The following is a 24,214-nucleotide window of genomic DNA, read 5'->3' as shown; positions in this document are numbered from 1 at the left end:
ATCGTTCCGAATGTCATTCAGTGGATCATGGGTAGGGGTGGGTCATGACCGGCGACATCGACGTCGATCCGTATGTGATTCTGGACGAGCGCTTCCGCACCGGACGCTGTGCCTTCGGGGACGCGCGCCTCGAACGGCTCCACGCGGGCTGCCGCTGGGCCGAAGGGCCGCTCTACCTGCCCGCCTGGCGGCAGCTGATCTGGAGCGACATCCCCAACGACCGCCTGCTCCGCTGGGACGAGGTCTCGGGGGCGGTCACCGAGTTCCGCAACCCGGCCGGGCACGTCAACGGCAACACCCTCGACCGCGAGGGCCGGCTGATCAGCTGTGAGCAGGGCAACCGGCGGGTGACTCGTACCGAACACGACGGACGCGTGACCGTCCTCGCCGACCGCTTCGAGGGCAAGCGCCTCAACAGTCCGAACGACGCGGTCGTTCGCTCCGACGGCTCGATCTGGTTCACCGACCCGGACTTCGGCATCACCAGCGACTACGAGGGCCATCGCGCCGAGAGCGAGATCGGCAGCTGCGACGTCTACCGGATCGACCCGGTCACCACCGAGGTGCGCCGCGTCGCGGACGGCTTCGGCGGTCCCAACGGCATCGTCTTCTCGCCGGACGAACGGCGGCTGTACGTCGCCGACACCCGGGGCCGCCGGATCCGCGCCTTCGAGGTGCGCGAGGACGGCACCCTCTCCGACGGCACGGTCTTCGCCGAGCGCGCCCAGGGCGGCTTCGACAACATCCGCTTCGACGACGGAGGGCGGCTGTGGGCGGCCGCCTTCGAGGACGGCGTCCACTGCTACGACCCGGACGGCACCCTGATCGGCCGGCTGCGGGTGCCCGAGCCGGTCTCCAACATCGCCTTCGGCGGGCCGAAGAACAACCGCATGTTCATCACGGCCACCAGCTCGCTCTACTCCCTGGTCATGAGCGTCACCGGACTTCCCCGCGTGGCCCGCTGACCCGCCGGGTGGGCCCTGCCCTCCGGGCGGCGGCGGAGCCCCACCCCCTCGATCCGGCCGTCCCTCCACGGAGGGGCGGCCGGATCCGTATGTGCACGAACTCGCCGCGTGCGCCCGTGCATCGGAGGACTCTCGGCCAGGCCGACCGAATACCGCTGTTCGCCCACTTAAACCTCTTACGGAGCAAGATCCCCGTTTCGAGGTAATGCCTTCGATCCGATGGGGTGCACGGCGGTACCGGTCGTTACTGTTCCCCGGGATCTGGACGGATTCCCAGAGATTTCTCCCCCTTTCTCCTCACTCCGACCGGCACAGCCATGTGCCCGTCAACACGCCTCCCAAGGAGAGCCCGCCCCATGAGCGTTGACACGAGCCCGGACGCACAGCTGGACGCGCCGAAGCAGTCCAGCCTGAGCACCGCGGCTGCCCGGAACCTCGCCACCACGACCAAGTCCGCACCCCAGATGCAGGAGATCAGCTCCCGCTGGCTGCTGCGGATGCTCCCCTGGGTGGAGACCAAGGGCGGCGCCTACCGGGTCAACCGCCGGCTCAGCTACACCGTCGGGGACGGGCGCATCGAGTTCGTCCAGGACGGCGCCCACGTCCGGGTCATCCCGCGCGAGCTCGGCGAACTCGCGCTGCTGCGCGGCTTCGAGGACGAGGAGGTGCTGAACGCCCTGGCCGGCCGCTGCGTCCAGCGCGACTTCAGCGCCGGAGAGGTACTGGTCGAGCGCGGCACGCCCGCCGACGAGATCCACCTGATCGCCCACGGCCGGATCAACCAGACCTCGGTCGGCAAGTACGGCGACGCCGTGGCCGTGGCCGTGCTCGCCGACGGCGACCGGTTCGGTGAGAACGCCCTTCTGGACGCCGACGCCCGATGGGACTACACCGCCACCGCCGAGACCTCCGGCACGCTGCTCACCCTCTCCCGGGCCGAGTTCGCCGCCGTCCAGGCCTCGGCGCCGGGCCTGCGGGCCCACCTCCAGGAGTTCAGCTCGCTGCCGCTCCAGCGGCAGAACCGTCACGGCGAGGCCGAGATCGGGATGTCGGCCGGCCACACCGGCGAGATCGCGCTGCCGGGCGCCTTCGTCGACTACGAGCTCAAGCCGCGCGAGTACGAACTCTCCGTCGCCCAGACCGTCCTGCGGGTCCACACCAGGGTCGCCGACCTCTACAACGGGCCGATGAACCAGACGGAGGAGCAGCTCAGGCTCACCGTCGAGGCGCTGCGCGAGCGCCAGGAGCACGAGCTCGTCAACAACCGCGAGTTCGGCCTCCTCCACAACGCCGACTTCAAGCAGCGGATCCAGACCCACTCCGGCCCGCCCACCCCGGACGACCTCGACGAGCTGCTCTGCCGCCGCCGCGGCACCAAGCTCTTCCTCGCCCACCCCAAGGCCATCGCGGCCATCGGACGCGAGTGGAACGCCCGCGGGCTGTACCCGGACACCGTCGACCTCGACGGGCACCAGGTCCCGAGCTGGCGCGGGGTCCCGATCCTCCCGTGCAACAAGATCCCCATCAGCCAGGAGAACACCACCTCGATCCTCGCGATGCGTCTCGGCGAGGACAACCAGGGCGTCATCGGCCTGCGTCAGACCGGCCTCCCGGAGGAGTACGAGCCCGGCCTCTCGGTCCGCTTCATGGGCATCAGCGAGCAGGCGATCATGTCCTACCTCGTCACCACCTACTACTCCGCCGCCATCCTCGTGCCCAACGCGCTGGGCGTGCTGGAGAACGTGCAGATCGCCCGCAGGCGCGACTAGGACCTGTCGTCACACTCCCGCCTGCCCCACGACGCCTGGCACGCGCTCTCGCCGCACCGGGCGAAAGCCCGAGTACGTCCAGTACGAGGGCTTCCGCCCGGCACGCCGAGAGCACGCACCAGACGCCGCGGGGCCGCCCTTCGGGCGACGACGGGAGTGTGACGACAGGCCCTAGGGCCTGTCGTCGGGCCGCCCGCCGGCCGCCACGGCGGCCGTGACAGTCCGGATCTTCCCGGGCCGGCCCGGAGTGCCCGGGGTCCGGGACAGTCCACTTATCTCACCGAGGAGTCAAGGATGCCCGAACCCGGGCCTTCCCCTCTGCAGTCGAGCCTGCCCTCCGCCGCGGCCCACTTCGGGGCACATGTGCTCGCCCAGTTCAAGATCGCGACGCCCGTGGGGGAGGGGGCCGTCGTCGCCACGCCGACGACGGCCGCCCCGGCCCCGCCGGCCGTCGCTCCCGCCCTGCCGGGCGTCGTCTCCGCTCCGTCGGCCGAGGCCGTCGGCGTATCCGCGCCGGAGGCCCTCGCCCCGGCGTGGGTCCTGAGCGGACCCACCGGACTGGGCACGGCGGCCCTGTCCCTGGCCCGGCGCTCGGAGGCACCGGCCGCGCCGGAGTCTCCGGCACCCGCCGCCCCGGCCCAGGGCCGCCCGATCCCGGGCCTCTACTTCCACCCCGTCCCCGATCCGGACCCGGTACGGGTGGACGAGGTCAGCCGCAGGATCAAGGCCTGGGCCCTGGACGAGGTGCAGCTCTACCCCGACGACTGGGAGGGCGAGTTCGACGGCTTCTCCGTCGGGCGCTACATGGTGGCCTGCCACCCGGACGCCCCGACGGTCGAGCACCTGATGGTCGCCACCCGTCTGATGGTCGCCGAGAACGCCGTCGACGACTGCTACTGCGAGGACCACGGCGGCTCGCCCATCGGACTCGGCGGGCGGCTGCTCCTCGCCCACACCGCCCTCGACCCCCTGCACACGACGAAGGAGTACGAGCCCGGGTGGGCGGAGTCGCTCCACGCCGACGCCCCGCGCCGCGCGTACCGCTCCGCCATGGACTACTTCGTCAAGCAGTCCACCCCCTCCCAGGCCGACCGCTTCCGCCACGACATGGCCCGGCTCCACCTGGGCTACCTCGCGGAGGCCGCCTGGTCCGAGACGGACCACGTGCCGGAGGTGTGGGAGTACCTGGCGATGCGCCAGTTCAACAACTTCCGCCCCTGCCCCACGATCACGGACACCGTCGGCGGCTACGAACTGCCGGCGGACCTGCACGCCCAGCCGGCCATGCAGCGCGTCCTCGCCCTGGCCGGGAACGCCACCACCATCGTGAACGACCTCTACTCGTACATGAAGGAACTCGCCAGTCCCGGCACCCATCTGAACCTGCCCGTGGTGATCGCCGACCGGGAGGGCCTCTCCGACCGGGACGGCTACCTGAAGGCCGTCGAGGTCCACAACGACCTGATGCGCGACTTCGAGGCCGAAGCCGCCGCCCTCGCCGAGGCCTGCCCCGTCCCGAGCGTGCTGCGCTTCCTGCGGGGAGTCGCCGTGTGGGTCGACGGCAACCACTACTGGCACCAGACCAACACCTACCGCTACAGCCTGCCCGACTTCTGGTAAGAAACGGAATCATCTGTGACCAGCACCGAGTTCACCACTCTCAACGGTACTTCCGCGTTCGTCCCGTCCCCGGCGACGCCGTACCAAGGTGACATCGCCCGCTACTGGAACGCCGAGGCCAGGCCGGTGAACCTGCGCCTCGGTGATGTGGACGGGCTCTACCACCACCACTACGGCATCGGCGCCGTCGACCACTCCGCGCTCGGGGACACCGAGGACAGCGAGTACGAGAAGAAGCTGATCGCCGAGCTGCACCGCCTGGAGTCCGCGCAGGCCGAGGTCCTCCTGGACAACCTCGGCACCATCGGGCGGGACGACACGCTGGTGGACGCGGGCTGCGGTCGCGGCGGTTCGAGCGTCATGGCCCACCAGCGCTTCGGCTGCAAGGTCGAGGGCGTCACCCTCTCCTCCACGCAGGCCGACTTCGGCAACCGGCGCGCGAAGGAGCTGGGCATCGACGACCACGTCCACGCCCAGGTCTGCAACATGCTCGACACACCCTTCGAGAAGGGCACCATCGCCGGCTCGTGGAACAACGAGTCGACCATGTACGTCGACCTCGACGACCTCTTCGCCGAGCACTCGCGCTTCCTCAAGGTCGGTGGCCGCTACGTGACCATCACCGGCTGCTGGAACCCGCGCTACGGCCAGCCCTCGAAGTGGGTCTCCCAGATCAACGCGCACTTCGAGTGCAACATCCACTCCCGCCGCGAGTACCTGCGCGCCATGGCCGACAACCGCCTCGTCCCGCAGGCCGTCATCGACCTGACGCCCGACACGCTGCCGTACTGGGAGCTGCGCGCCACGTCGTCGCTGGTCACCGGCATCGAGGAGGCGTTCATCGAGTCGTACAAGGACGGCTCCTTCCAGTACGTCCTGATCGCGGCCGACCGGGTCTGACCGGACGCCCCGACGGGAGGGCCGGACCCGTCGTCCGACGGATCCGGCCCGCCGGCCCGTCTCCGTACGCGGAGACCTCGGTGCTACGAGGTGCTGGGGCAGCCGAACCACCTGGGCAGGTGGGCGTTCAGGTCCGCCTGGTCCTCGCCGACCCACGCCACGTGGCCGTCCGGGCGCAGCAGCACCGCCGGTACGTCGAGTTCCTCGGCGGCGTCGACGACGTGGTCGACCCGGTCCTCCCAGCCCGCCACCGAGAGGCGGCCGGTCCGGTCCAGGAGCAGTCCGCGCCCGGCGTGCGTCATCCCGTAGAGGTGGCCGCCCTTGAGCTCCACGTCCCGCAGACGCCGGCCGAGGAGTTCGTGGCCCTCGCCGAGGTCGTAGCGGACGGCGATGGCGGTGATCTTCTCGATCAGGTAGCGGTTCACCTCCTCGATGTCCACCAGCTCCGCGAGGAGCCGGCGCACCGACTGGGGGCCCGGTTCCGTCGACATCAGCTGGATCTGCGCGCGCGTGTTGTCGAGCACGTCGGCGGCGACCGGGTGGCGCTCGGACTCGTAGCTGTCGAGGAGTCCCTCGGGCGCCCAGTCGGCCACCTCGGCGGCGAGCTTCCAGCCGAGGTTGAACGCGTCCTGGATGCCGAGGTTGAGCCCCTGCCCGCCGGTCGGCGGGTGGATGTGCGCCGCGTCGCCGGCGAGCAGCACCCGGCCGACCCGGTAGTGCTCGGCCTGCCGGGTGGCGTCGCCGAAGCGGGAGAGCCAGCGCGGCGAGTGCGCGCCGAAGTCGGTTCCGGCGAACGCCCGCAGCTGTTCGCGGAACTCGTCGAGCGTCGGTGTGGCACCACGCTCCTCGGCCACGCCCTCGGCGGGCACGATGACGCGGTACACCCCGTCCGCGAGCGGCATGGCGCCGAACCGCTGCTGGGTCCTGCGGACCTCGGCGATCGTGGCGGCCAGCTCCTCGGGCGTGACGTCGAGCTCCATCTCGCCGAGCAGGGTCTCGACCCGGGAGGGTTCGCCGGGGAAGCCGACACCGAGCTGCTTGCGGACCGTGCTGCGGCCACCGTCACAGCCGACGAGGTACCGCGTGCGCAGCTGCGTTCCGTCGGCCAGCTCGACGGTCACCCCGTCGGCGTCCTGGCTCAGCCCGACCAGTCGGCAGTCGCGCCGGATCTCGGCGCCCAGCTCGACGGCGTGCTCGGTGAGCAGGCGCTCGGTGTCGGCCTGCGGGATGGCGAGGACGTACGAGTGCGCCGTGTCCAGGCGCTCGGGCCACTCGGGGGCGAGCCCGGCGAAGAACCCACCGGCCCGGACCTGCCGGCCGACGGCGAGGAAGCGGTCCAGCAGGCCGCGCTGGTCCATCACCTCGATGCTGCGCACATGGAGCCCCTGGGCGCGGGACTGCACGGTCGGCTCCGTCTCCTTCTCGAGGACCAGCACCTCCACACCGTGCAGCCGCAGCTCGCCGGCCAGCATCAGGCCGGTCGGCCCGCCACCGGCAACGATCACGTCGATCATGAGAAGAGCCCCGTTCGAGAAGTCGTCTGGTCCGCAAGGCGCATATTCCGCGAATCGATGAACTTCGCAGGTAGTGGCTTTGCCCGCAGATTCTGACCCACGACCGGGGCCTTGCCGCAAGGCCCCCCTTGCGCTATATCTTGATAGTGGCAAGGAGTCCCTGACTTCCTTGCCCTTTTTGTTGTCCGTCCGCCGTGGGGTCGTCCGGCGGGGACAAGGGCTCTCCGGGGTGGTTGACGAAAGGTCTGGACCAACTTACGGTCTGCTGGAACGCGCGCCATGCCTAGGACCATCCCCCCACGTCCCAAGGAGCACGCATGCCTGGCCTCCGGATCCCCCGTGTCCTCGGAGCGGGTCTCACCGCCCTGCTCACGGCAGCCGCCCTCGCCGCCCCGGCCCTCGCCGCGCCCGCCTCCGCGTCCGATGCGGCGGCGGAGACCTGCGCCCTCAAGCCCAAGCCCGCCGGGAAGGTGCTCCAAGGGTACTGGGAGAACTGGGACGGCGCGGCCAACGGCGTCCACCCGCCCTTCGGTTGGGCCCCCATCGACGACCCGCGCTTCGCCGCCCACGGCTACAACGTCATCAACGCCGCCTTCCCCGTGATCCGTTCGGACGGCACCGTGCTGTGGGAGGACGGCATGGACAGCACCGTCCGGGTCGCCACCCCGGCGGAGATGTGCCGGGCCAAGGCCGCCGGCGCGACCCTCCTGCTGTCGATCGGCGGCGCCGCCGCCGGGATCGACCTCAGCTCCCGGGCCGTCGCCGACCGGTTCATCGAGACCGTCGTCCCGATCCTGAAGACGTACAACTTCGACGGGATCGACATCGACATCGAGACCGGCCTGGTCGGCAGCGGCAGCATCGGCACCCTCTCCACCTCCCAGGCCAACCTGGTGCACATCATCGACGGCGTCCTCGCCCGCATGCCCGCGGGCTTCGGGCTGACGATGGCCCCCGAGACCGCGTACGTCACCGGGGGCAGCGTGGCCTACGGCTCGATCTGGGGCGCGTACCTGCCGATCGTCAAGAAGTACGCGGACAACGGGCGCCTGTGGTGGCTCAACATGCAGTACTACAACGGCAGCATGTACGGCTGCTCGGGCGACTCGTACTCCGCCGGGACCGTCGCCGGGTTCGTCGCGCAGACCGACTGCCTGAACAGGGGCCTCGTGATCCAGGGCACCACCATCCGGGTGCCGTACGACAAGCAGGTCCCCGGGCTCCCCGCGCAGCCCGGCGCGGGCGGCGGCCACATGGCACCGTCCGCGGTCGCCCAGGCCTGGAACCACTACGGCGGTGGGCTGAAGGGCCTGATGACCTGGTCGGCGAACTGGGACGGGTCGAAGGGCTGGACGTTCGGCGACAACGTCAAGGCGCTCCAGGGTCGCTAGGGACTGTCTTCCGGATCAGGCCGGCTCCTGGGACGGTCCCGGGTTCCCGTGCGGGTGCAGGCGGTCGGCGAGGAAGGCCAGGATCTCGTCGCGGGCCCGGACCGTGGGATGGCCCGCCTCGTCGACCAGGTGGGCGGTGACGACGCTGTGCGGGGTGCCGACCACCTCGCCGAAGAACGGCGGCGGGGCCGGGTTGGCGGCGCCGTCCGGGAGGACGCGCCCGTCGAAGGCCTCGCCGAGCAGCGCTCGATAGGCCGCGAAACGCTGCCCCGTGCACCAGCGGTCGCCCTCGAAGCGGTAGGCGAGGACGGTGAGTCCGTCCCGGGCGAGGCGGTCGCGCACCGCACGTGCGTCCGCCTCGTCGAGTTCGAGCCCGCCGGGGTCGTCGAGCGGCAGTGACGGATGGTTGACCACCGGCGCGATCACCGAAGGCTCCAGGGCCATGGTGAGGGCGAAGTTGCCGGTGAAGCACAGGCCGATCGCGCCCACCCCCGGCCCGCCGCAGGCGGCGTGGGCCCGACGGGCCAGGCCGCGCAGCCAGCGCGTGACCGGGCTGGTGCCGCCCCCGGCGAACGCCCGGAACTCGGCGCTGACACAGGCGCGGCGGACGACCTCCTGACCGCCCTCGACCGTGGGGAAGGCGCCGTCCGTCCCGAACAGGGAGGGCACATGGACGGTGAAGCCCGCGTCCCGCACCCAGCGCGCGAGCCGCAGGACGTCGGGACTGATGCCCGGCATCTCGGGCAGCACCACGACCGCGGGCCCCGCCCCGGCCACGTACACCGTCTTCTCCACCCCCTCCACGGTCATGCTCCGGCGGGTGAAGTCGTCGATCGGATCGTCGTCTCTCATGTGGTCAGCCTGGCCCCGTGGCCGCCCGCCGTGTGAGGGGCGGGATCGCCTGGGTCAGGGGTAATCTCGCCACGCGAGGGGGGCGGGAGGCAGGAGGCGATGGTGGAGACGACTCGGCAGGCGGGCGAGATCGCCGCGGCGGACCTCGTACGGGCGGACGCCGACCCGGGCGCGCTGCGCATCGGGATCCTGGCCTACCCGGACTGCTTCGCGTCCGAAGTGTTCGGCGTCCCCGACCTGTTGACGATGGCCGGGCACATCGCCGGGCCCGACGCGCCCGGCTACCGGGTGACGGTCGTCTCGCCCCGCCGCCGGGTCACCGCCTCGGGCGGCGCGGTCCTGGACGTACGGCCGCTGCGCGAGGTCGACGTCCTCGTCGTCCCCGGCTTCGAACTCCGGCCGGACGCGGACCTCGACGAACGGCTCGCCCGGCTCACCCCCGAGATCGCGGCGATCCGCGCGCAGGCCGCGAGCGGCACCGCCGTCGTCTCCCTCTGCGTCGGCGCGTTCCTGCTCGCCGAGGCCGGGCTCCTCGACGGCCGCCGGGCCACCACCTCCTGGCTGCACGCGGGCGAACTGGCCAGGCGCTGCCCGGAGGCCGACGTACGGCCCGAGCACCTGGTCGTGACCGACAGCGGGGTGACCACCACGGCCGCGTTCAGCGCCATGTACGACTTCGCGATGGACCTGATCCGCCGGCACAGCGGCGCCCGGGTCGCCCGTACCACCGCACGCCTGACCCTCGTCGACGACGCCCGGAGCTCCCAGACCCCGTACGTCGACCCCCGGCTCCTCCCACAGCCGGGCCGGGAGTTCTCCCAGCGGGTCATGCGGCGGCTCGACCAGAACCTTGCCGAGCCTTACGACCTCGCCGCGCTCGCGGACGCCTTCCGGGTCAGCACCCGCACCCTGCTGCGCCGCTTCGCCGAAGAGACCGGACACAGCCCGCTCGCGCATCTCCAGGCCTCCCGGGTGCGCCGCGCCCGCCACCTCCTGGAGACCACCGACCGCACCGTCGCCGCCGTCGCCGCGGCCGTCGGCTACCAGGACCCCGGTACCTTCGCCGCGCTCTTCGCCCGCCACACCGGCCACCGGCCCAGCGCCCACCGGACCGCCTTCCGCCGCACGGCCGGGACGGCCGCCCCGGACGACGGCGTCTAGGGGGGCGATCTCATTCGGGAAGAACACCGCACGACGGTCCTGGAGTTGTGCTTTGCTGGTCGTATGACCCCGCTCGTGACGCGCCGACACGTGGACTACGTGCGCGTCACGACCACGTCCTGTTCCGGCTGACACCGAGGCCCTCGTCCCGGCAGCCGGCCGTCGCCCGCGCGACCACCGCGCCCCCGGCACACCCTGAGCGCGCCCTTCGGACGGACCCGTGCGGGACCCCGTACGGACCCGTCGTCGTCTTCGGCGCGAGCGGCCTCCCCGTGCAGCGAGCCACGACCCGCGCCCACGCACGCGCGCACCACACCTGGAGGACCCATGAGCGTACGGAACACCCCCGAGCCGCCCGCCGACCCCGACCTGTTCACCGCGGAATGGGAGGAGTGGCACCGGGGCAAGGACGCCCGGCTCGCCGCAGAGCACGGCTTCCTCGCCATCACGGGACTGCACTGGCTCACCGCCGAGCCGCAGCGCGTCCCCGACGCCCCCGGACTCTGGTCGACCGGACCCGGGGGCGTGACCGTGGAACTGGAGGAGGGGACGGAACTTCTCGTGGACGGGACCGCCGTCCGGGGTCGGTACGACTTCGGCTTCGTCCCCGAGCGCGGCGGCGTCGACGCCGTCTGGGGCGATGCGGTGATCGAGGTCGCCAAGCGCGGCGGCCACCATGTGGTCCGGCCTCGCCACCCCGGCCATCCGCTGCGGGCCGCCTTCGGCGGAACGCCCGCGTACGCGCCCGATCCGCGCTGGGCGGTCACCGGCCGGTACGTCCCCTTCGCCGAACCGCGCCCGACCACCGTCGGCGCGAGCGTCGAAGGACTGAAGCACGTGTACGACGCCCCGGGCCGGATCGACTTCCGGCTCGACGGCCAGGAGCTGAGCCTGACGGCCTTCAACGGGTACACGCCCGGCGGCTTCACCGTCCTCTTCACCGACGCCACTTCCGGCGTCACCACCTACGCGGCCAACCGCTCCCTCCGGATCGACGCGCCGGGACCCGACGGCACGGTGCACCTCGACTTCAACCGCGCGAGCAATCTGCCCTGCGCCTACACCGACTTCGCGACCTGCCCGCTGCCGCCGGCCGAGAACCGGCTCCCCGTCGCCGTCGAAGCGGGGGAGAAGATCCCCCATGAGCGGGGGCCCGTGAACCCGTGACCCCGTGAGCGCGCGGCCCCGGCCGGCCGGCATACGGCCGACCGGGGCACTGCTCTCGGGCCGGAGCGCCGCTCTCGGGCCGGAGCGGCGACCTCGGTCGAGAGCGGCGCTCTCGGACCGGGGCAGCGGTCTCCGTTGCGAGCGGCGCTCTCAGGCGAGGTCGAACCGGTCGAGGTTCATGACCTTGTCCCACGCCGCCACGAAGTCGCGGACGAACTTCCCTCCCGCGTCCCGGGACCCGTACACCTCCGAGAGGGCCCGGAGCTGGGAGTGCGAGCCGAAGACGAGGTCGGCGGCGGTGGCCGTCCACCGGACCTCGCCCGTGGCGCGGTTCCGGCCCTCGTACACGTTCTCGGTCGCCGTCGACGGCTTCCACTCCGTGCCCATGTCCAGCAGGTTCACGAAGAAGTCGTTCGTCAGCGCCCCCGGCCGGTCGGTGAACAGACCGTGCCGGGACCGCGCGAAACCGGTGTCCAGGACCCGCATGCCGCCGACCAGGACCGTCATCTCGGGGGCGGTGAGCGTCAGCAGGTTCGCACGGTCCAGCAGCAGCGTCTCCGGCGAGAGCTTCTCGCCCGCCCTGAGGTAGTTGCGGAAGCCGTCGGCCCGGGGTTCGAGCACGGCGAACGACTCGACGTCGGTCTGCTCCTGCGAGGCGTCCGTACGGCCCGGGGAGAACGGGACGGTGATGTCGTGGCCGGCGTTCCGCGCCGCCTGCTCGACGGCCGCGCAGCCGCCCAGGACGATCATGTCGGCGAGCGAGATCCGCATCCCGCCGGACTGCGCGTCGTCGAACTCCTGGCGGAGCCCGTCCAGGGTCCGCACGGTCTGGGCGACCTCGGGCAGGTCGTTGACCTCCCAGTCCTTCTGCGGCGCGAGCCGGATGCGGGCCCCGTTCGCTCCGCCGCGCTTGTCGGTGCCACGGAAGCTCGCCGCCGCCGCCCAGGCGGTGGTGACCAGCTGGGCGAGCGAGAGCCCCGAGGACAGGACCGCGCTCTTGAGCGCGGTGACCTCGGCGTCCCCGACCATCGGGTGGCCGGCCTCGGGGACGGGGTCCTGCCACAGCTGCGGCTCGGGGATCCACGGGCCGAGGTAGCGCGACACGGGCCCCATGTCACGGTGCAGCAGCTTGTACCAGGCCCTGGCGAACGCGTCCGCGAGCCGCTCCGGGTTCTCGTGGAAGCCCTTGGCGATCGGACCGTAGACCGGGTCCAGCTTCAGCGAGAGGTCCGTCGTCAGCATCATGGGCGCGTGCCGCTTCGACGGGTCGTGGGCGTCGGGCACGGTGCCCTGGGCCGAGGCGTCCGTGGGCGTCCACTGCTGGGCGCCGGCCGGGCTCGTCGTCAGCTCCCAGTCGTAGCGGAACAGGTTGTCCAGGTAGCCGTTGTCCCACTTCGTCGGTTCGGAGGTCCACGCGCCTTCCAGGCCGCTGGTCAGCGCGTCGGCGCCCTTGCCGCTGCCGCAGGTGTTCCGCCAGCCGATGGCCTGCTGCTCGATGGGGGCGGCCTCGGGCTCCGGACCGATACAGGAGGGGTCGACCGCGCCGTGGCACTTGCCGAAGGTGTGGCCGCCGATGATGAGCGCGACCGTCTCCTCGTCGTTCATGGCCATGCGGCGGAAGGTCTCGCGGATGTCCCGGGCGGCGGCTACCGGATCCGGATTCCCGTTGGGGCCCTCGGGGTTGACGTAGATCAGGCCCATCTGCACGGCGCCGAACGGGCCGGTGAGATCCCGGTCGCCGCGGTAGCGCTCGTCCCCGAGCCAGGTGTCCTCGGGGCCCCAGAAGACCTCCTCGGGCTCCCAGATGTCCTCCCGGCCGAACCCGAAGCCGAAGGTCTTGAACCCCATGGATTCCATGGCGCAGTTGCCCGCGAACACCAGGAGGTCGGCCCAGGAGAGCTTCCGGCCGTACTTCTGCTTCACCGGCCACAGCAGACGGCGTGCCTTGTCGAGGCTCGCGTTGTCCGGCCAGCTGTTGAGCGGCGCGAACCGCTGCGCACCGGAGCCGCCGCCGCCCCGCCCGTCCTCGATGCGGTACGTGCCCGCCGCGTGCCAGCTCATCCGGATGAACAGCGGCCCGTAGTGGCCGTAGTCGGCGGGCCACCAGTCCTGCGAAGCCGTCATCATCTCGATGACGTCCCGCTTCAGGGCCTCGACGTCCAGGGTCGCGAACTCCGTCGCGTAGTCGAAGTCCCCGTCCATGGGATCGGCCAGGGGCGACTGCTGGTGCAGCACCTGGAGGTCCAGTTGGTTCGGCCACCAGTCGCGGTTCGTCCTGGGCCGGGTATCCGTGGGGGTGGGGGAGGGGATTGCCGGGTTCTCGCTCTCGCTGCCGGACACGTCCGTCCTTCTTCCTGTCGCGGTGGTTCCGTCCGCCGGCCGCCCGTCCCGGCACCGGCTGCGCCACCGGTGTCGGCTGCGTCTTCGGTGTCGAGCGCGCGACGCGGCGTCCGTATGGTCGCTCACGGCGGACCGCACGACGGAGAGAACACGCGGAGGCACCCCAAGGCGACGGTCAGTCACCCCCGGACGCCCGAGCGGCCGGGGGCGGACGTCAGAGCCCGGCGACCTTCGCGCTCGCCGTCAGCTCGTAGACCAGCGTGACCGTACGACGGCCGCCCGGCGGGAGGGTGACGTCCCAGCGGACGATGCCCTCGGCGTCGACCGCGTCGGGCACGGGGGAGCAGGCCTCCCCGCGCAGCCGTACCTCCACCGCCGACACCTCGGAGACCGGGATCCGCTCCCGCAGCACGACCGTCCGGGCCTCGCGCTCCCCGGGGGCGGAGAACCGGGACACGTGCAGCCGGACCGTGCGCGTGACCACGGTCCGCTGGGTCAGCCCGGTCGTGTCGCGGGACTCCTTGGTGCGGCGGACGACCCGGTGGTCGTCACGGCTGCCGAAGGCCAGCTCGACCGGGGCGCCGGGTGTCGTGAAGTCCAGCGTGCCGCGACCGCTGAAGCCCCCGCCCCTGACCAGGTCCACGGGGCCGGCGAGCAGCGGGTGCCCCGACCGGTTGTCGAACCGCACCACCTGGGTGACCAGCGGCGACACCTCGGGCGAGCAGCCGTACTCACTGCTCGTGACCGTGGTGAACGCGGACAGCGGCACCCGGTGGGCGCGGCCGTCGGAAGGCACCGAGACGGGCGCCGGGGAGTGCAGCACACGGGTCTCGCCGCCGTCGTCGACCCCGGGGAGACCGAGCACGGCGGGGGCGGGGCCGAGCGTGCCGATCTCCTCCTCGCGCAGTTCCACGTCGACCGTACGGCGCTCCGCCGACGTGCGGTCCTTGAGCGTCAGCCGGTCCTCGCCGAGGTGCGGGGGATCGGTGGCCAGCGCCGAACGGGCCGTCGACAGCGTCAGCCGTACGTCGGACCAGTCCTCGCCGGTGCGCTGCCAGACCACCGCGTCGGACTCCAGGGTCAGGGAGTCGCCGTCGAGCACGGCCCGGTAGGCGGGGCGCCAGAGCGCGCACGGGGTGAGATGGCTCAGGCGCAGCCCGACCGGCCCGGCGGCGGAGACGTCCACGGTCAGTTCGACGTGGGCCACCAGCTCGGCGGGCTCCTCCTCGGCCAGCTCCATGGCCCGCTGGACATCGGCGAGTTCTCGGGCGAGCGAGGCGAGCCGGGCGTCGACGGTACGCAGCCGCTCGCCGTACGTGTCGCGCTCGGTGTCCACCCGGTCCAGCTCGGCGGCCCAGCGGGTCCCCTCCGTCTCGCCGTGACCCGCGCCCTCGCGGATCTCCCGGAGCAGGTCGGTGGTGAGGCTGCCGAGCAGTTCCAGCCGGGTGCGGAGCCGGTCGCGGCGCTGCTCCAGGCCGCGCCGTTCCTCCTCAAGGGCGTGGGCGCGGTGGCGCAGGGCCGAGTCGTCGTCGGCCGGAGGGCGCGGCCCGCGCGGGGTCCAGGCGCGCACGACACGGGCGTCGAGCACCGTGGCCGCAGGGCCCGAGGCCGGTTCGGCGTGGAGCGTACGGTCGACGGCGGTCGCGGCGATCGGTCCGAGGCGCAGCCGCTGGACCCCGGCCTCCAGGTCGAGGACGACGGTGCGCTCGATGTGGGCGCGGTCCTCAAGGCAGGTGACGGCGGTGACGGGGATGGGGACGGCGGTGACGGCGATGGTCTTCGTGGCCGTGGACATGGTGTCTCAGCTCCTGCGGTTGCCGCCGACCAGGGCTTTGCCGGCCGGGATGCGGATCTCGTAACGGCCGTCGAGGACGGTGGTGGCGCCGGCGGGCAGCTCGACCCGCCAGATACGGGTGCCCGGGGCGTGCTGTTCGGGTCCGGCCCCGTCGTCCGGAGCGGCCCAGTCGGCGTCTTCCTCGATCCGGACGTCCGGATCGGAGGTCACCGGCACCCGTTCGCGGACCTCGACGGCGGCGGGCCCCTTGAGCCCGTTGGCCAGTTCCACGTGGACGTGGTGGCCGAGCACGGTGACGTTGTTGCGCAGGCCCGCCGTGGACTCGCGCAGGTTCGCGCGGCGGGTGACCCGGATGCCCTCGGCCGGGCCGAGCCCCACCCGGCTGACGCCGCCGGGGGCGAGCGTGGGCAGAGCGGCGGTCAGCAGGAACTCGTCGTCGACGGTGACCTCGACCGGGCCCGCGAGGAGGGCCTGACCGGTGGCGTTGGAGAGCACGAGCGTCGCGTACACGGTCTGCTCCACGGAGGGCGCGCAGACGTACTCGGTGCGCAGGCCGACCGGGATCTCCGCGACGGTGACGGTGTGCCAGGTGCGGTCCGAGGGGACGTCCACACGGGCGACGGCGTCGAAGCGGTGGTCGAAGGAACCGGCCGACTCTCGCGGGCGCACGGCGTGTCCGGGCAGCGGCAGGAAGGCCACGGCCTCGGCACGGCGGCGGTACTCGACGGCCACCGCGTCGACGCCGGTCCCGGGGAACAGCCGGCCCCGGCGCTCGCCCGGACCGTCGGGGCCGCTCAGGACGAGGGAGGCGTAGTCGAGGTCGTCCGCGCTGGGCTGCGGTGGACCGGGAACCGGAGGCGGGGGCGGCGGCACGGGCATGCCGCCGGGCGGAGCGGGAGCGGGAGCGGCGGCGTGGGCCGGCGGCGGCCCCCCGAAGGCGGGGCGGGCGGTCCGGGCCAGGCCGGGCGCAGCGGGGCGCGGGGGGGCGAAGTCGGGCGACCCCGCACCGCCGAAGGCGTCGGGGGCGGCGCCGTACGCGCCGCCGGGGACGGGGAGCCCTGTCGACGGGGGCGGATACGAGCCGGGCGCGGCGCCGCCGACGGCCATGCCGGTGTCCCCGGCCATGGCGGGTGCGGAAGCGGCAGCGCCGACAGCGAAGCCGCCTGCCGTGAGGGGCCGGGGGCCGGCGGCCTCGTACCCGGTGAAGAGGTCGGCGAGGCCCGTCGGAGGCTCACGCCAGCCGGACGGAGCGGGGGCCTCCTGGCGGCGGCCGATCCTGATCGAGCGGAGTTTCGGCAGGTCGGTGCGGCGCCGGAGGTCGGCGGTGGCGAGGGCGAGGCGCACCCCGGTCCAGTCCTCGCCGGTGCGCTGGGCGACCGAGGCGCGCAGTACCAGCCGCCCGGTGCCGTCGCCCTGACGGTGGGTGAGCCGGTACGCGGGGACCCAGACGGCGCCCGGGACGCCGTACTCCACCTCCAGCTCCACATCCTCCGCCTCGGCGTCGGATCCGTCCCCGGCGAGGGTGAGGACCGCGGAGACCGTCGTCTCCACGTGCGCCGGCGGAGCGTCGTCGGAGGCGCGGGCCAGCCGGTCCGAGGCGACGTCGAACGCGTGGTCGGCGTGCTCCAGGGCCTCTTCGAGCTCGTCGAGCCGGGTGTGCAGTCCGGCCAGTCGGGCGTCGACGAAATCGGCGAGTTCCAGCCATGCGTCGACGGGCGTACGGCGGTGCGGGTCGTCGCGCTTGCGGGCCGGGGCCACCGGGTGCAGTCCGCCGGCCTCGGCGATCAGGCCCAGCTGCCGGTCCCGGCGTCCCCGCACGGCCGAGGCCGCGTCACGCAGCCGCTCCACCTCGTGCCGCAGGGCGTCCCGGGAACCGTCGTCCGTGTCGAGCGGCTCCGCCCCGACCTCGATCCGGGCCTCGGTCACCCGCAGGCCGGAGGCGCCGAGGACGCGCGCCCGGAGCGAGCCGGGGTCCAGGGTGCGGGGGAGCCCGGTCACCCGTACCCGGCCGTCGGACGGTACGGCGCCCCGGGCCAGCCGGCGGCACAGCGCGCCCTGGGCGTACACCACGACCGAATCCAGGGCCGAACCCCACGTCCCCGGCGTGCCCGTCGCCGTCCCCGCCGTACCTGTCGTCCGTTCCGTACCGGCCGTCATCGCCCCGCCCCCGTCCATCCCCGCCCGGCCCGGTCAAGACCGGCCCGTGCCCCACAGCGTCCTTTCCGGCGAAGCCTACGCCGGGGCGGTACGTGGGCGGGCGGCGACCGGAGGACCCGGAACCCGGGGACCTGCCCCGAACGTGGCCCGGACCTGGCGTGACGGGACGGGACGGGACGGCGCCGGGCCGGGCTTCGGTGGTTGGGCAGCCTTCGGAGTGCGACGCTGAGGGGTGGGGGTCCGTGCCGACCAGACCCGGAGAGACCGATGGGACGTGATGTCCCGGCGCTGGATTTCACCCGTGAAGACCGTCGCCGGTTCCGGAACAAGGCGCACACCTGCCTGGACGTGTTCGCGCGGATGCTGCGCGAGTCGCGCTTCGACTTCGAACGGCCACAGGTGGGTCTCGAGATCGAACTGAACCTCGTGGACGGCGCCGCCGAGCCCGCGATGCGCGGCCCGGACGTGCTGGCGGCGATCGCGGACCCCTCCTGGTCGACCGAGCTCGGCAGGTTCAACCTGGAGATCAACATCGAGCCCCGGCGGCTGGCGGCTGGCGGCCCCGACTCCTGGGAGCGGGAGATCCGCGGCGCGCTGAACCACGCCGAGGAGAAGGCGGCGGCGATCGGCGCGCACCTGGTCATGATCGGGATCCTGCCGACGCTGGAGCTGAAGGACACGGGCCCCGAATCGCTCTCCGAGAACCCGCGCTACCACCTGCTGAACGAACAGATCTTCGCCGCGCGGGGAGAAGACCTGCTGATCTCGGTCGACGGCGTGGAACGGCTGCGGACCTACGCCGGGACGATCACGCCGGAGGCGGCGTGCACCAGCACCCAGTTCCATCTGCAGGTCGCGCCGGACGAGTTCGCCGGCTGCTGGAACGCCGCGCAGGCCGTGGCGGGCGTGCAGGTGGCCCTGGCGGCGAACTCGCCGTTCCTGTTCGGCAAGGAGCTGTGGCGCGAGACGCGCATCCCGCTGTTCGAGCAGGCCACCGACACCCGGCCGGACGAGATCAAGGTGCAGGGGGTCCGGCCGCGGGTGTGGTTCGGCGAGCGGTGGATCACCTCCGTCTTCGACCTCTTCGAGGAGAACGCGCGGTACTTCCCCGCGCTGCTGCCGCTGTGCGACGACGAGGACCCGGAGGAGACGCTCGCGCGCGGCGGGACCCCCGCCCTCTCCGAGCTCACCCTGCACAACGGGACGGTCTACCGCTGGAACCGGCCCGTGTACGACGTGGTCGACGGCGTCCCCCACCTGCGGGTGGAGAACCGGGTCCTGCCGGCGGGCCCCACGGTGGCCGACGTGCTGTCGAACGGCGCGTTCTACTACGGTCTGGTCCGCGCCCTCGTCGACGAGGACCGGCCGGTCTGGTCGCGGATGTCCTTCGCGGCGGCGGAGGAGAACCTGCACACCGCGGCGCGGCACGGCATCGACGCGCAGCTGTACTGGCCCGGGGCGGGCGAGGTCCCGGTGACGGAGCTGGTGCTGCGGCGCCTGCTGCCGCTGGCGGACCGGGGCCTGGAGCGGATGGGTCTGGACGCGGCCCGGCGGGAGCCGCTCCTCGGGGTCATCGAGCAGCGGTGCGTCACCGGGCGCAACGGCGCCGTGTGGCAGGCGGAGACGGTCCGTCACCTCCAGGAGCACGGGCACGCCGACCGGCACGAGGCCCTGCGGCGGATGACGGAGCAGTACGTCGAGTACATGCATCTGAACGCGCCGGCCCACACCTGGCCGGTGGACTGACGGGGGCCGGGCGAACGCAGCGTCGCGGACGCCATGGGGCGTGGACTCGTCACGGACGGCCTCGTCTGCCGGTACGACCCCGAGGCGTCCCCCGACGGCCCGCGCGGCGCCGAGGGCACCTTCTCGCTGTGCGGCTTCCTCTACGTGGAGGCGCCGGCTCGAACAGGCCCGCTACGCGATGGACAAGCCGTGGCCGAACGCACCTCGGCGACAGGCGTGTTCATGCCCGGTGCTAGTCTCCCCGCGCGTGAATCAGAAGACACGCGAGCAGCACGAGGCCATGCGCCGCCACTTTCAACAGGCTTCGGAACAGCGGGGTTTCACCCTCTCCGCGGCCCAGGAGCGGGCCGTCGAGCGGCTCAGCCTGCTGGCCGGTGAACTGGCCGGAACCGGTGGCCTGTTCCGCCGGTCCCGTCCCTCGCCCCGCAACCTCTACGTGTGGGGCCCGGTCGGGCGCGGCAAGAGCTGGCTCGTGGACACCTTCTTCGACGGCCTGCCGCTCCGTCGCAAGCGGCGGCTGCACTTCCACGACTTCTTCCGCGCCCTGCACGACGGCGTGGCCCGTGAAGGTCAGGTACGCGACGGCGGGCACAGCGCCGTGGACCGGGCGGTGGACGAACTGCTCGGCGACTGCCGGCTCCTGGTCTTCGACGAGTTCCACGCCCACGACGCGGGCGACGCGATGCTCGTCGCCCGGCTCTTCCGGACACTCCTCGACCGGCGCATCACCCTCGTCACCACCTCCAACTACCCACCCGCCGGCCTGATGCCCGACCCCCTCTACCACCATCTCTTCGAGCCCACGATCCAGCGGATCGAGGAGCGGATGGACGTCCTCGACGTGTCCGGCCCGACGGACTTCCGGCGCCTCCCCGCGCCGGCCCACGGCGCACGGAGGTTCGCCGAAGGGGCCCGCCTGACGGACGGGGCCCACCTCACGGAAGGAGGCGTCCTGACGGAGGGGGCCGACGCCCTGCCGGGCGAGCCGGGACCGGACGCGCCGCGGCCCGGTGAGGCCGTTCTCGTGGCCGCGCACCATCGCGAGCTGTCCGCCAAGGCAGCCCGCGCCGACCTGGTGTGGTTCGGCTTCGACGCACTGTGCGAGGCCACCACCGCGGTGCCCGACTACCTGGCCCTCGCCGAGCGATTCGGCACCCTCGTCCTGGACGACGTACCCCCGCTCGCCTCGTGCACGGCGGACGGACGCCAGCGCTTCGCCAACCTGGTGGACGTCTGCTGCGACCGCGACATACGCCTGGTCCTGATCGGCGCCGACCCACTGGCCGGACTGTCCGAGGACTCCGGCCTCCTGCGCGACCTGGACCGTACGGCGAGCCGCCTGGCGATGCTCCGGCGCGGACGGCGCGCGGACGTCGCACCGTAGCGAGCGGGCCCCTCCCGCGGTGAGCCGCGTCTCATCCGGCCGCGCCGACTTGTCTATGCAACGAGTTGCACAGAAAGATTCCGGTGTGGCGATCGAACACGCGATTCTCGTGTCCCTGCTGGAGAAGCCCGGGTCCGGCTACGAGCTGGCCCGGCGCTTCGAGCGTTCCATCGGTTACTTCTGGACGGCCAGCCATCAGCAGATCTACCGCGTGCTCAAGCGCATGGAGGGCGACGGCTGGATCGACGTCCGGGACGTGCCCCAGCAGGGCCGCCCGGACAAGAAGGAGTACTCCGTCGCGGACCCCGGCCGGAGCGCCCTGTCCGCCTGGCTGCACCGGCCCGTCGAACCCGAGAGCCTCCGGCACGACCTCGCGGTGAAGATCCGGGGCGCGGCCTTCGACGACCCCGCCGCTCTGATCCACGAGGTGGAACGGCACAGGCAGGCGCACACGGAACGCCTCGCGCACTACCTCGCCGGTGAGGAGCGCGACTTCACGGGACCCGATGCGCCCGGCGCGGCCGGAGGCCCGCCCGACGCGGGCCGGGAACTCCAGCACGTCGTGCTGCGCGGCGGCATCGCGTACGAGCGGATGACGCTCGCCTGGCTCGACGACGTCCTCGCCACCCTGCACCGGCTCGCCCCCGGGCACTGAGAGGCGCCCTCCCGAACCCGACCGACCCCCTCGTCCACCGGACCCGAAAGGCGGAGCACATGGCCGACTCGCCGCTGTTCAACCCCCACACCTACGACCCCGCGCACTTCGACCCCGAGACCCGGCGGCTGCTGCGCGCCACCGTCGACTGGTTCGAGGCGCGCGGCAGGTGCCGGCTGATCGAGGACTACCGCACCCGGGCCTGGCTGGGCGACTTCCTCGCCTTCTCCGCCGAGGAGGGACTGTTCGAGACCTTCCTGACGCCCTCCGCCGAAGCCGCCGTGGGGCAGTCCGACAAGCGCTGGGACACCGCGCGCATCGCCGCCCTCAACGAAATCCTCGGCTTCTACGGCCTCGACTACTGGTACGCCTGGCAGGTCACCGTCCTCGGCCTCGGCCCGGTCTGGCAGAGCGGCAACGCGGCCGCCCGCGCCCGCGCCGCCGGACTCCTCTCCCAGGGCGAGGTGTTCGCCTTCGGCCTCTCCGAGAAGTCCCACGGCGCCGACATCTACTCCACCGACATGCTCCTGGAGCCCGACGCCACGGGCGGGTTCCGGGCCACCGGTTCGAAGTACTACATCGGCAACGGCAACGCCGCCGGACTCGTCTCCGTCTTCGGTCGCCGCACCGACGTCGAGGGCCCCGAGGGGTACGTCTTCTTCGCCGCCGACAGCCGCCACCCGGCGTACCACCTCGTCAAGAACGTCGTCGACTCGTCGAAGTTCGTGAGCGAGTTCCGCCTTGAGGACTACCCGGTGGCCGCCGAGGACGTCCTGCACACCGGCCGTGCCGCCTTCGACGCCGCCCTCAACACCGTCAACGTCGGCAAGTTCAACCTGTGCACCGCCTCGATCGGCATCTGCGAGCACGCGATGTACGAGGCGGTCACCCACGCCCACAACCGCGTCCTGTACGGCCGTCCCGTCACCGCCTTCCCGCACGTGCGGCGCGAGCTGACCGACGCGTACGTCCGGCTCGTCGGCATGAAGCTGTTCAGCGACCGCGCCGTCGACTACTTCCGCTCGGCAGGACCCGACGACCGCCGCTACCTCCTCTTCAACCCGATGACGAAGATGAAGGTGACCACGGAGGGCGAGAAGGTCATCGACCTGATGTGGGACGTCATCGCCGCCAAGGGCTTCGAGAAGGACAACTACTTCGCCCAGGCGGCGGTGGAGATCCGCGGCCTGCCGAAGCTGGAGGGCACCGTCCACGTCAACCTGGCGCTGATCCTCAAGTTCATGCGGAACCACCTGCTCGACCCGGCCGCGTACGAGCCCGTCCCGACCCGCCTGGACGGCGCGGACGACACCTTCCTCTTCCGGCAGGGCCCGGCCCGCGGCCTGGGATCCGTACGCTTCCACGACTGGCGGCCCGCGTACGAGGCGTACGCCCACCTGCCCAACGTCGGCCGCTTCCGTGAGCAGGCCGACGCCCTCTGCGCGTTCGTCACCACCGCCGCGCCCGACGAGGAGCAGAGCCGCGACCTGGACCTGCTGCTCGCCGTCGGCCAGCTGTTCGCGCTCGTCGTCCACGGGCAGCTGGTCCTGGAGCAGGCCCGCCTGACGGAACTCGACGAGGACGTCCTCGACGAGCTGTTCGCCGTACTCGTACGGGACTTCTCCGCGCACGCCGTCGAACTCCACGGCAAGGACTCCGCCACCGGGGCGCAGCAGGCCTGGGCGCTCGGAGCGGTCCGTCGCCCGGTCGTCGACGCGGCGCGCTCGGCCCGGGTCTGGAAGGACGTCGAGGCGCTCTCGGGCGCGTACGAGATGGCCGAGTAGCGGACCCGGCCCCTGCCCGCGAGCCGCCGACGCGCGTCACGGTTCGGGGCGGAGCCGCCCTCACTCCTTCCCCCGCCGTCCCCCCCAGTGGCCGCTGTCCTGGTGCGGGGCCGGGCGGGCCGCGCCACCATCGAGGTGACCGCGGAATCCAGGAGGAGACGGAGCCGACCATGGCGACAGGCTGGGACCCCCGCACCTCGGACGATCTCGACGGCGGTGAATGGCGCCCGGTCCTCGACGTGCCCCCACCGGGCCGCCAGCGCCGCTGGACGGTGCTGCTGCGCTGGCTGCTGCTCGTGCCGCAGTTCATCGTTGTCGCCGTACTGTCCCTCGCGGCGTTCTTCGTGACGATCGCGGGCTGGTTCAGCGCACTCGTCCTGGGGCGGCTCCCCGATCCGATCGCGTCCTTCCTCGGCTCGGTCCTCGCCTACCAGACACGGGTCCTGGCGAGCGCGACCCTCCTCGTCGACAGCTACCCGCCGTTCTCCTTCGAAGCCCCCGGCCACCCGGTCCGGATCGAGCTGCGCAGCACTCCGCTCAACCGCTGGGCGGTGTTCTTCCGGCTGATCCTGATGATCCCGGCCTCGATCGTCGCCAGCCTCGCGCAGACCGGCTGGTTCGCGATCGGCTGGGTGTTCTGGCTGATCGGCATCGTCCTGGGACGCCTGCCCGAGCCGGTCTTCGGCGCCACGGCGGCCGTCGTCCGGTACCGGATGCGGCTGACCGCCTACGCGATGATGCTGACGCCCGTGTACCCCAAGGGACTCCTGGGCGACACCCCCCAGCCCGCCGCCGCGCAGCCGACGTCCGCCACCCGGCCGCTCGTCCTGGGTACGCCCGCACAGGTTCTGGTCTGGCTCTTCCTGCTTCTCGGACTCGCCGGACACATCACCTCCGGCACGGTCCGGAGCGACTCGGACGACTACCACGCGGCCTCCCCGAGCCCGGCCGCGGCGACGGAATAAGGGCAGGGCGGCCGACGACTGGTACGACGTACTGACCGGCGTGTTCCGG

The 24,214-nt window shown here is 72.4% G+C and carries 17 protein-coding genes; 12 read left to right on the top strand and 5 right to left on the bottom strand.

Annotated features, from left to right (window positions below; translation table 11 throughout):
* Positions 1–44 precede the first annotated feature (44 nt).
* The 4 genes from V4Y03_RS32555 to V4Y03_RS32540 all read left to right on the top strand — a co-directional run bounded on the left by V4Y03_RS32555 (position 45) and on the right by V4Y03_RS32540 (position 5,254).
* Entirely contained in the window at positions 45–965 is a 921-nt protein-coding gene (locus V4Y03_RS32555) for an SMP-30/gluconolactonase/LRE family protein (protein ID WP_332437582.1), read from the top strand.
* 356 nt (positions 966–1,321) lie between these two features.
* Entirely contained in the window at positions 1,322–2,734 is a 1,413-nt protein-coding gene (locus tag V4Y03_RS32550) for a family 2B encapsulin nanocompartment shell protein (protein WP_332437581.1), read from the top strand.
* 294 nt (positions 2,735–3,028) lie between these two features.
* Positions 3,029–4,354 carry a family 2 encapsulin nanocompartment cargo protein terpene cyclase gene (locus V4Y03_RS32545; protein WP_332437580.1) on the top strand — a complete coding sequence of 442 codons (1,326 nt, stop codon included), beginning with the start codon at positions 3,029–3,031 and terminating at the stop codon, positions 4,352–4,354.
* Between the two features lie 15 nt (positions 4,355–4,369).
* The gene (locus V4Y03_RS32540) at positions 4,370–5,254 is read left to right on the top strand and encodes a geranyl diphosphate 2-C-methyltransferase (protein ID WP_317876243.1); all 885 of its coding nucleotides are present in this window, start codon (positions 4,370–4,372) and stop codon (positions 5,252–5,254) included.
* Between the two features lie 83 nt (positions 5,255–5,337).
* On the opposite strand, the gene rox is transcribed toward V4Y03_RS32540, so the two are convergent.
* Positions 5,338–6,768: a rifampin monooxygenase gene (rox, locus tag V4Y03_RS32535; RefSeq protein ID WP_332437579.1), complete on the bottom strand. Its 1,431-nt coding sequence runs from the start codon at positions 6,766–6,768 to the stop codon at positions 5,338–5,340.
* A gap of 317 nt (positions 6,769–7,085) precedes the next feature.
* Between rox and V4Y03_RS32530 the strand changes: the two genes are divergently transcribed.
* Positions 7,086–8,159, top strand: a complete 1,074-nt coding sequence (locus V4Y03_RS32530; RefSeq protein ID WP_332437578.1) for a chitinase — start codon at positions 7,086–7,088, stop codon at positions 8,157–8,159.
* Between the two features lie 15 nt (positions 8,160–8,174).
* On the opposite strand, the gene V4Y03_RS32525 is transcribed toward V4Y03_RS32530, so the two are convergent.
* Positions 8,175–9,011: a dienelactone hydrolase family protein gene (locus V4Y03_RS32525; RefSeq protein WP_332437577.1), complete on the bottom strand. Its 837-nt coding sequence runs from the start codon at positions 9,009–9,011 to the stop codon at positions 8,175–8,177.
* 99 nt (positions 9,012–9,110) lie between these two features.
* On the opposite strand from V4Y03_RS32525, the gene V4Y03_RS32520 reads away from it, so the two are divergent.
* Together V4Y03_RS32520 and V4Y03_RS32515 are read left to right on the top strand one after the other, a co-directional pair.
* Positions 9,111–10,172: a GlxA family transcriptional regulator gene (locus tag V4Y03_RS32520; RefSeq protein WP_332437576.1), complete on the top strand. Its 1,062-nt coding sequence runs from the start codon at positions 9,111–9,113 to the stop codon at positions 10,170–10,172.
* Positions 10,173–10,499: 327 nt separating this feature from the next.
* Positions 10,500–11,339, top strand: a complete 840-nt coding sequence (locus V4Y03_RS32515) for a DUF1684 domain-containing protein (RefSeq protein WP_332437575.1) — start codon at positions 10,500–10,502, stop codon at positions 11,337–11,339.
* 150 nt (positions 11,340–11,489) lie between these two features.
* Here the strand turns inward: V4Y03_RS32515 and katG are convergent, their stop codons facing one another.
* From katG to V4Y03_RS32500, 3 genes are all read right to left on the bottom strand, one after another.
* Complete coding sequence (katG, locus tag V4Y03_RS32510; protein ID WP_332437574.1) at positions 11,490–13,679, bottom strand: catalase/peroxidase HPI; 2,190 nt, start codon at positions 13,677–13,679, stop codon at positions 11,490–11,492.
* A gap of 214 nt (positions 13,680–13,893) precedes the next feature.
* Positions 13,894–15,474, bottom strand: a complete 1,581-nt coding sequence (locus V4Y03_RS32505) for a mucoidy inhibitor MuiA family protein (protein ID WP_332437573.1) — start codon at positions 15,472–15,474, stop codon at positions 13,894–13,896.
* Between the two features lie 6 nt (positions 15,475–15,480).
* A complete protein-coding gene (locus V4Y03_RS32500) occupies positions 15,481–17,631 on the bottom strand; it encodes a DUF4139 domain-containing protein (protein WP_332437572.1) in 2,151 nt (716 codons plus the stop codon).
* A 267-nt stretch (positions 17,632–17,898) separates the two neighbouring features.
* Here V4Y03_RS32500 and V4Y03_RS32495 point away from each other — a divergent pair, with 267 nt between their 5' ends.
* The 5 genes from V4Y03_RS32495 to V4Y03_RS32475 all read left to right on the top strand — a co-directional run bounded on the left by V4Y03_RS32495 (position 17,899) and on the right by V4Y03_RS32475 (position 24,165).
* Complete coding sequence (locus V4Y03_RS32495; RefSeq protein ID WP_317876428.1) at positions 17,899–19,377, top strand: glutamate-cysteine ligase family protein; 1,479 nt, start codon at positions 17,899–17,901, stop codon at positions 19,375–19,377.
* Positions 19,378–19,624: 247 nt separating this feature from the next.
* The gene (zapE, locus tag V4Y03_RS32490) at positions 19,625–20,761 is read left to right on the top strand and encodes a cell division protein ZapE (protein ID WP_332437571.1); all 1,137 of its coding nucleotides are present in this window, start codon (positions 19,625–19,627) and stop codon (positions 20,759–20,761) included.
* 85 nt (positions 20,762–20,846) lie between these two features.
* Positions 20,847–21,416 carry a PadR family transcriptional regulator gene (locus V4Y03_RS32485; RefSeq protein WP_317876426.1) on the top strand — a complete coding sequence of 190 codons (570 nt, stop codon included), beginning with the start codon at positions 20,847–20,849 and terminating at the stop codon, positions 21,414–21,416.
* Positions 21,417–21,475: 59 nt separating this feature from the next.
* Positions 21,476–23,200: an acyl-CoA dehydrogenase family protein gene (locus V4Y03_RS32480; RefSeq protein WP_332437570.1), complete on the top strand. Its 1,725-nt coding sequence runs from the start codon at positions 21,476–21,478 to the stop codon at positions 23,198–23,200.
* A 170-nt stretch (positions 23,201–23,370) separates the two neighbouring features.
* Positions 23,371–24,165, top strand: coding sequence for a DUF4389 domain-containing protein (locus tag V4Y03_RS32475; protein ID WP_332437569.1), 795 nt, complete (start codon positions 23,371–23,373; stop codon positions 24,163–24,165).
* The last annotated feature ends 49 nt before the right edge of the window (positions 24,166–24,214 follow it).

The sequence above is a fragment of the Streptomyces sp. P9-A4 genome, assembly GCF_036634195.1.
Classification (GTDB): Bacteria; Actinomycetota; Actinomycetes; order Streptomycetales; family Streptomycetaceae; genus Streptomyces.
This window is presented reverse-complemented; position numbering and strand designations above follow the sequence as displayed.

Bases quoted from the DNA above. Each gene is read 5' to 3' on its own strand.
- V4Y03_RS32475 (WP_332437569.1), top strand. From the start codon at position 23,371: ATGGCGACAGGCTGGGACCCCCGCACCTCGGACGATCTCGACGGCGGT.
- V4Y03_RS32550 (WP_332437581.1), top strand. From the start codon at position 1,322: ATGAGCGTTGACACGAGCCCGGACGCACAGCTGGACGCGCCGAAGCAG.
- V4Y03_RS32495 (WP_317876428.1), top strand. From the start codon at position 17,899: ATGGGACGTGATGTCCCGGCGCTGGATTTCACCCGTGAAGACCGTCGC.
- rox (WP_332437579.1), bottom strand. From the start codon at position 6,768: ATGATCGACGTGATCGTTGCCGGTGGCGGGCCGACCGGCCTGATGCTG.
- V4Y03_RS32500 (WP_332437572.1), bottom strand. From the start codon at position 17,631: ATGACGGCCGGTACGGAACGGACGACAGGTACGGCGGGGACGGCGACG.
- V4Y03_RS32480 (WP_332437570.1), top strand. From the start codon at position 21,476: ATGGCCGACTCGCCGCTGTTCAACCCCCACACCTACGACCCCGCGCAC.
- V4Y03_RS32525 (WP_332437577.1), bottom strand. From the start codon at position 9,011: ATGAGAGACGACGATCCGATCGACGACTTCACCCGCCGGAGCATGACC.
- V4Y03_RS32545 (WP_332437580.1), top strand. From the start codon at position 3,029: ATGCCCGAACCCGGGCCTTCCCCTCTGCAGTCGAGCCTGCCCTCCGCC.
- V4Y03_RS32530 (WP_332437578.1), top strand. From the start codon at position 7,086: ATGCCTGGCCTCCGGATCCCCCGTGTCCTCGGAGCGGGTCTCACCGCC.
- V4Y03_RS32520 (WP_332437576.1), top strand. From the start codon at position 9,111: ATGGTGGAGACGACTCGGCAGGCGGGCGAGATCGCCGCGGCGGACCTC.
- V4Y03_RS32555 (WP_332437582.1), top strand. From the start codon at position 45: ATGACCGGCGACATCGACGTCGATCCGTATGTGATTCTGGACGAGCGC.
- V4Y03_RS32505 (WP_332437573.1), bottom strand. From the start codon at position 15,474: ATGTCCACGGCCACGAAGACCATCGCCGTCACCGCCGTCCCCATCCCC.
- V4Y03_RS32515 (WP_332437575.1), top strand. From the start codon at position 10,500: ATGAGCGTACGGAACACCCCCGAGCCGCCCGCCGACCCCGACCTGTTC.